The following is a 6,204-nucleotide window of genomic DNA, read 5'->3' on the forward strand; positions in this document are numbered from 1 at the left end:
GAGGGGCGCGACCGGTTGGGGATCTGCGGCGCCGTGTGCTATCGACCGTGGATGGCGCTGCCGCTATTGGCGGGCGCCGACACGTGAAGGGCCCGTGACCACAACCATCAACATCAATGCCTATAGTGACGCGCTGGTGGTGCTCGGGACTGCCGGCGTGGTGGTGCCAATGGTCCGGCATTGGGGCATCAATCCCGTGCTGGGCTATCTCGGGGCCGGCGCCATTCTCGGTCCGCTCGGGCTCGGCTCGCTCGTCAAGGACGTCCCGGTCCTGTACTGGTTCACCGTGACGGACGCCCAGAACGTCGAGGGTATCGCCAATCTCGGCATCGTGTTCCTGCTATTCCTGATCGGGCTCGAGCTGTCTTTCAGACGGCTCATGACGATGCGGCGTCTGGTGTTCGGGCTCGGCGGCCTGCAAGTCCTCGCGACGTCGGCCATGATTTTCGGCGTGGCGCTTCTCTTCGGGCAGAGCTCCGATACGGCCGTGATCCTCGGCGCGAGCCTTGCGCTGTCCTCGACGGCGATCGTGCTCGAGCTCTTGTCCGCCGAGAGGCGACTTTCCACCTCGGCCGGGCGCGCCAGCTTCTCGGTGCTGCTGGCTCAAGACCTCGCAGTCGTCCCCATTCTGGTTTTCGTCTCGGTGCTCGGCGCGGGAAGCGGTGGCTCGGTCGTGGCGCACATCTCCAGTGCGGTCCTGAAGGCTGTGCTGGCGGTAGCCTTCCTCACTCTGGTCGGACGGCTGCTGATGCGTCCGCTCTTCCAGATGGTCGCAGGCACCCATTCGACGGAGTTGTTCGTTGCCGCGACCTTGTTCGTCATCGTCGGCGCAGGCCTTGCCGCCCACCAGGCTGGCCTGTCGATGGCGCTCGGAGCCTTCGTTGCAGGACTGATGCTGGCGGAAACCGAATATGGCAAGGCCATCGAGGCCACTGTCGAGCCGTTCAAGGGCCTGCTGCTGGGCATCTTCTTCTTCACCGTCGGGATGGCGATCGACGTCCGCGTGTTCCTGCGCGACCCCGGCTGGCTGCTGGCCGCCGTCGTCGGCATTCTCGTCGGCAAGGCGATCGTGCTCATCATCCTGGGGCGCCTCTTCAGGCTGTCATGGCCGGCGGCGATCGAGATCGGCTTCCTGCTGGGCCCCGTCGGCGAATTCGCCTTCGTCAGCATCGGAATGGCGGCGGCCGGAGGCATGATCGAGCCCCGCGTGTCGAGCTTTGCCGTCGCCGTCACCGCCGTGACGATGGCCCTGACGCCGCTTCTGGGCATGCTCGGGCGACGATTGGCCGCGAAGCTGAGCAGCGAACGCACGCCCGATCCCGAGCTCGCGGTCCGGCCGCCCAGCGACCGGGCGCAAGCCATCGTGGTCGGCTATGGCCGTGTTGGAAAGGTGGTCTGCTCCCTGCTGACCAGCCATGGCCTGAACTACATCGCGGTCGATCACGCGGCCGTCGACGTGGCGCGTGATCGCCGCGACGGTCACAAGGTCTATTTTGGCGATGCGACAGAGCCGGGTTTCCTCGAAGCCTGCGGCTTGATGCAGACGACCGGCGTGATCATCACCATCCAGTCGCGGCCGGCGATCGATGCCGTCGTCGAGCGGATCCGGGCGGTGCGGCCGGACGTGCTGATCGTCTCGCGTGCGCGAGACGCCGATCATGCCCGGCACCTCTACGCGATCGGCGCAACCGATGCGGTGCCGGAAACCATCGAGGCGAGCCTGCAGCTCTCCGAAGCCGCACTGGTCGGCCTCGGCGTTGCAGTCGGGCATGCGATCGCCTCGGTGCACGAGAAGCGGGACGAGTTCAGGCTGACGCTGCAGCAGGCCGCGCGGATCGCGGGACAAGAGAAAGCTCGTCCGCTCGATCTCACGGGACGGCGGTCGCCGCGATAGCGGCTATGCGGCCGCCATGCGCCGGGATTGTCGTCATCTGGCAAAACGGGCCGGCGCGAACTACATCATGCGCCATGACGAATGCCCCTCCGGGAAAACCTCCGCTCCAGGATTTCATCGGCCGGCACGAACGCCTGTTCGTGCTGACGGGCGCCGGCTGCAGCACCAATTCCGGGATTCCCGACTATCGCGACAGCCAGGGCAATTGGAAGCGGACCCAGCCCGTCAACTTCCAGGCCTTCATGTCGGACGAGCCAACCCGCCGCCGCTATTGGGCGCGCAGCCTGATCGGCTGGCGGCGGTTCGGCCGGGCGAGGCCCAACGATGCGCATCGCGCGCTGGCCCGGCTCGAGGCGAACGGCCGGTGCGGGATGCTGCTGACCCAGAACGTCGACCGGCTACATCAGTCGGCCGGCCATCGGCAGGTGATCGACCTGCACGGCCGGCTCGATCTGGTCCGCTGCATGGGCTGCGGGGCGAAGACGTCGCGCGAGGAGTTTCAGCACGCGCTCGGCCGCGCCAATGCGGCATGGCTGACGCTCGATGCCGCGGATGCACCCGACGGCGACGCCGATCTGGAGCACGAGGATTTTTCCTCCTTCGAGGTGCCACCTTGCCAAGCCTGCGGCGGCATCCTCAAGCCCGACGTGGTGTTCTTCGGTGAGAACGTGCCGCGCGAGGTGGTGGCCACGGCGCAGGATCATCTGGCAGAAGCCGATGCCATGCTGATCGTCGGCTCGTCACTGATGGTCTATTCCGGCTTCCGCTTCGTCCAAGCCGCCGCGCGGCGCAATATCCCCATCGCCGCGGTCAATCTCGGCCGCACGCGCGCCGACGATCTCCTGACGCTGAAGGTTGAGGAGCGCTGTGAAGCGGCGCTTGCATTCCTGCTCTGATCGCTCAGGCGCGAACACGCCTTGCCTATTGCATAGGTGCCGCGCAAAATAGCCGGGCACAGCGTTGCAGGCATGCCTCATGGCACGGGAATTGCTGTGCTTTTGGACCCGAACTTGACGATCAGCACGGAGAAATTGGAATGCTCGAGGGAGCCGAGGTGCGGCTTGCCGTTGATATCGGTGGCACGTTCACCGACATCGTGCTGGACGTGGGACAAGACCGCAAAACCCGCAAGGTGCTGACGACGCCGCAGCGGCCCGAGCAGGCGGTGCTGGACGGCATGCGGCTCATTCTTGCCGATGCGCGCGCGCATATCAGCGATATCGACGTCTTCATCCACGGCACGACGCTTGCGACCAACGCTATCATCGAGCGGCGCGGCGCCAAGACGGCGCTGATCGCAACCGAAGGCTTTCGCGACGTGCTCGATATCGGCACCGAGAGCCGCTACGACCAGTACGATCTCAGCATCGACAAGCCGAAGCCGCTGGCGCCGCGCGACCTCCGCTTCACCGTGCCCGAGCGCATCGACGCCCACGGCGCCGTCCGCCTCCCGCTCGACGAGACGGCCGTGCGCGCGCTCGCGCCGAAATTGCGTGAACTCGGCGTCGAGAGCGTCGCGGTCGCCTTCCTACACTCCTACGCGAATCCCGAGCACGAGCGACGCGCAGCGGCGATCATGGCCGAGGAGATGCCCGGCATCTCCGTCACATTGTCTTCCGCCGTCTGTCCCGAAATTCGCGAATATGAGCGCACATCGACTGCGGTCGCGAACGCCTATGTGCAACCCCTGATCGACGGTTATCTCGCCCGCATGGCCGACGTCCTGCAGGTCGAGCAGTTCCGCGGCGCGATCTACCTCGTCACCTCCGGCGGCGGCGTCACTTCGATCGAGACCGCGCGGCGCTTTCCGGTGCGTCTCGTCGAGTCCGGGCCGGCCGGCGGCGCGATCTTCGCGGCGCAGATCGCGGCGCGACTCGGGGAGAGCAAGGTGCTGTCCTTCGACATGGGCGGCACCACCGCGAAAATCTGCCTGATCGAGAAATACCAGCCCGAGACCTCGCGCGTGTTCGAGGTCGATCGCGCCGCGCGCTTCCTCAAGGGCTCCGGCCTGCCGGTGCGCATCCCCGTGATCGAGATGGTCGAGATCGGCGCCGGCGGCGGTTCGATCGCCCATGTCGACGCGATGAAGCGCGTCACCGTCGGCCCGGAGAGCGCCTCGTCGGAGCCGGGACCGGCCTGCTATGGCCGCGGCGGTCAGCGCCCCGCGGTGACGGATGCCGACGTTGCGCTCGGAATGATCGATCCTGACGCCTTTGCGGCCGGCACGATCAAGCTCGATCCGGAGCTGTCGAAACAGGCGCTGCTGCGCGATGTCGGTGCGCCGCTCGGCCTGTCGGCGGAAACAGCGGCTTATGCCGTGCACGAGGTGGTCTGCGAGAACATGGCGAGCGCCGCGCGCGTGCACGCTGTCGAGCGCGGCGCGGTGGTCGGCCAGCACACGCTGATCGCCTTCGGCGGCGCCGCGCCGCTGCATGCGGCGCGCGTTGCCGAGAAGATCGGCGTCTCCCGCGTGATCGTGCCCTCGAACGCCGGCGTCGGCTCGGCGGTCGGATTTCTGGCGGCTCCCATCGCGTATGAATTGGTGCGCAGCCGTCACGTCCGGCTCGATGATTTCGATACCGAGGCGGTCTCTGACTTGCTTCAGGACATGGTGACCGAAGCGCGCGCGCTGGTCGAGCCGGGCGCGGCCGGCGCGCCGGTGCGCGAGCGCCGCGCGGCTTTCATGCGCTATGTCGGCCAGGGCCACGAGATCACCGTCGAGCTGCCGAACCGTCCGCTGACGACGGCCGATCTCGCCGGTCTGCGGCAAAAGTTCGAGGCCGACTATTCGGCGATGTTCGAGCGACCGATCCCGGGCGCGGCGATCGAGGTGTTGAGCTGGTCGGTGCTCGCGACCACCGAGGCGCGCAATCCGCCCGCCGTCGCTTCCGTGGCGCGCCAGCCCGCGGCCAAGGCGTCCGGCAGCCGAAAATTCTTCGACGGCCGGGCCGGCGAAGTGATCGAGATCCCGCTCTATCGGCGCGAGGACATGGCGCCAGGGGCGACCATCGCAGGCCCCGCCGTGATCGCGGAAGACGAAACCTCGACCTTCGTCTCCACCAGTTTCGACGCCCATATCGACGGTGCCGGCAGCATCGTCATGGAACGAAAGGCGGCCTGATCATGAGCAAGGCAAATGGCGCGAGCCTGATCGACCTTCAGATCATGTGGCACCGGCTGATCGCCGTGGTCGAGGAGCAGGCGCAGGTGCTCTTGCGCACCGCCTTCAGCCCGATCGTGCGCGAATGCGGCGACCTCTCGGCCGGCGTGTTCGACCTCAGGGGCCGGATGCTGGCGCAGGCGGTGACCGGCACGCCCGGCCACGTCAATTCGATGGCGGAATCGGTCAAGCACTTCATCGCTCACTTCCCGATCGAGACGATGAAGCAGGGCGATGCCTACATCACCAACGATCCCTGGATGGGGACCGGTCATCTCAACGATTTCGTCGTCACCACGCCCTGCTTCAAGGACGGCAAGGTCGTCGCACTGTTCTCCTGCACCAGCCATCTCATGGACATCGGCGGTATCGGCTTCGGGCCCGATGCCACCGACGTGTTCATGGAGGGGCTCTACATCCCCATGCTGAAGCTGATCGACCAGGGCGTCGTCAACGAGACGCTGATGGCGATGATCCGCACCAACACGCGGCTTCCGATCGACACCGAGGGCGACACCTATTCGCTCGCCGGCTGCAACGACGTTGGCTGCGAGCGCCTGGTCGAGATGATGAGCGAGTTCGGCATCGAGACGCTCGACGAGCTCGGCGACTACATCTGCGACCGCTCGCGCGAGGCCGTGCTGGCCGAGATTGCAAAGCTGCCGAAGGGCAGCTGGCGCAACACCATGGTGGTCGACGGATATGATGCCCCGGTGACGCTGGCGGCGACGCTGACCATCTCGGATACCGGCATCCACGTCGATTTCGACGGCACGTCCGCCGCGTCAAAATTCGGCATCAACGTGCCGCTGTCCTACACCACCGCCTATACCGTGTTCGGCCTCGGCTGCGTCGTCGCCTCGCAGATCCCGAACAATGCCGGCTCGCTCTCGCCGCTGACGGTGTCTGCGCCGGCCGGTGCCATCCTCAATGCGCCGAAGCCGGCGCCCGTGGCGTCGCGCCACGTCATCGGCCAGATGCTGCCGGACGTCGTGTTCGGCTGCCTGCGCCAGATCATTCCCGAGCGCGTGCCTGCGGAAGGGACCTCCTGCCTGTGGAATCTCAACGTGCGCGGCCAGACCCGCTCCGGCGCCGGCGGCAATTACGGGTTCTCGATGGCAGTCACCTCCAACGGCGGCACCGGTGCGCG

The 6,204-nt window shown here is 66.7% G+C and carries 4 protein-coding genes; all 4 read left to right on the top strand.

What is annotated here, in order from left to right; all coding sequences use genetic code 11:
* The first annotated feature begins 94 nt into the window (after window positions 1-94).
* A complete protein-coding gene (locus XF30_RS09235) occupies window positions 95-1,894 on the top strand; it encodes a cation:proton antiporter domain-containing protein (RefSeq protein WP_109142488.1) in 1,800 nt (599 codons plus the stop codon).
* A 74-nt stretch (window positions 1,895-1,968) separates the two neighbouring features.
* Window positions 1,969-2,790 carry an NAD-dependent protein deacetylase gene (locus XF30_RS09240; RefSeq protein WP_109142489.1) on the top strand — a complete coding sequence of 274 codons (822 nt, stop codon included), beginning with the start codon at window positions 1,969-1,971 and terminating at the stop codon, window positions 2,788-2,790.
* Between the two features lie 140 nt (window positions 2,791-2,930).
* Complete coding sequence (locus XF30_RS09245; protein ID WP_109142490.1) at window positions 2,931-5,015, top strand: hydantoinase/oxoprolinase family protein; 2,085 nt, start codon at window positions 2,931-2,933, stop codon at window positions 5,013-5,015.
* Window positions 5,016-5,017: 2 nt separating this feature from the next.
* The coding region (locus XF30_RS09250; RefSeq protein WP_109145629.1) for a hydantoinase B/oxoprolinase family protein at window positions 5,018-6,204 on the top strand (1,187 nt) is incomplete at its 3' end.

This window comes from Bradyrhizobium sp. SUTN9-2 (genome assembly GCF_003122645.1).
Classification (GTDB): Bacteria; Pseudomonadota; Alphaproteobacteria; order Rhizobiales; family Xanthobacteraceae; genus Bradyrhizobium; species Bradyrhizobium yuanmingense.

Coding starts and splice junctions, on each gene's coding strand:
- XF30_RS09245 (WP_109142490.1), top strand. CDS start 2,931: ATGCTCGAGGGAGCCGAGGTGCGGCTTGCCGTTGATATCGGTGGCACG.
- XF30_RS09240 (WP_109142489.1), top strand. CDS start 1,969: ATGACGAATGCCCCTCCGGGAAAACCTCCGCTCCAGGATTTCATCGGC.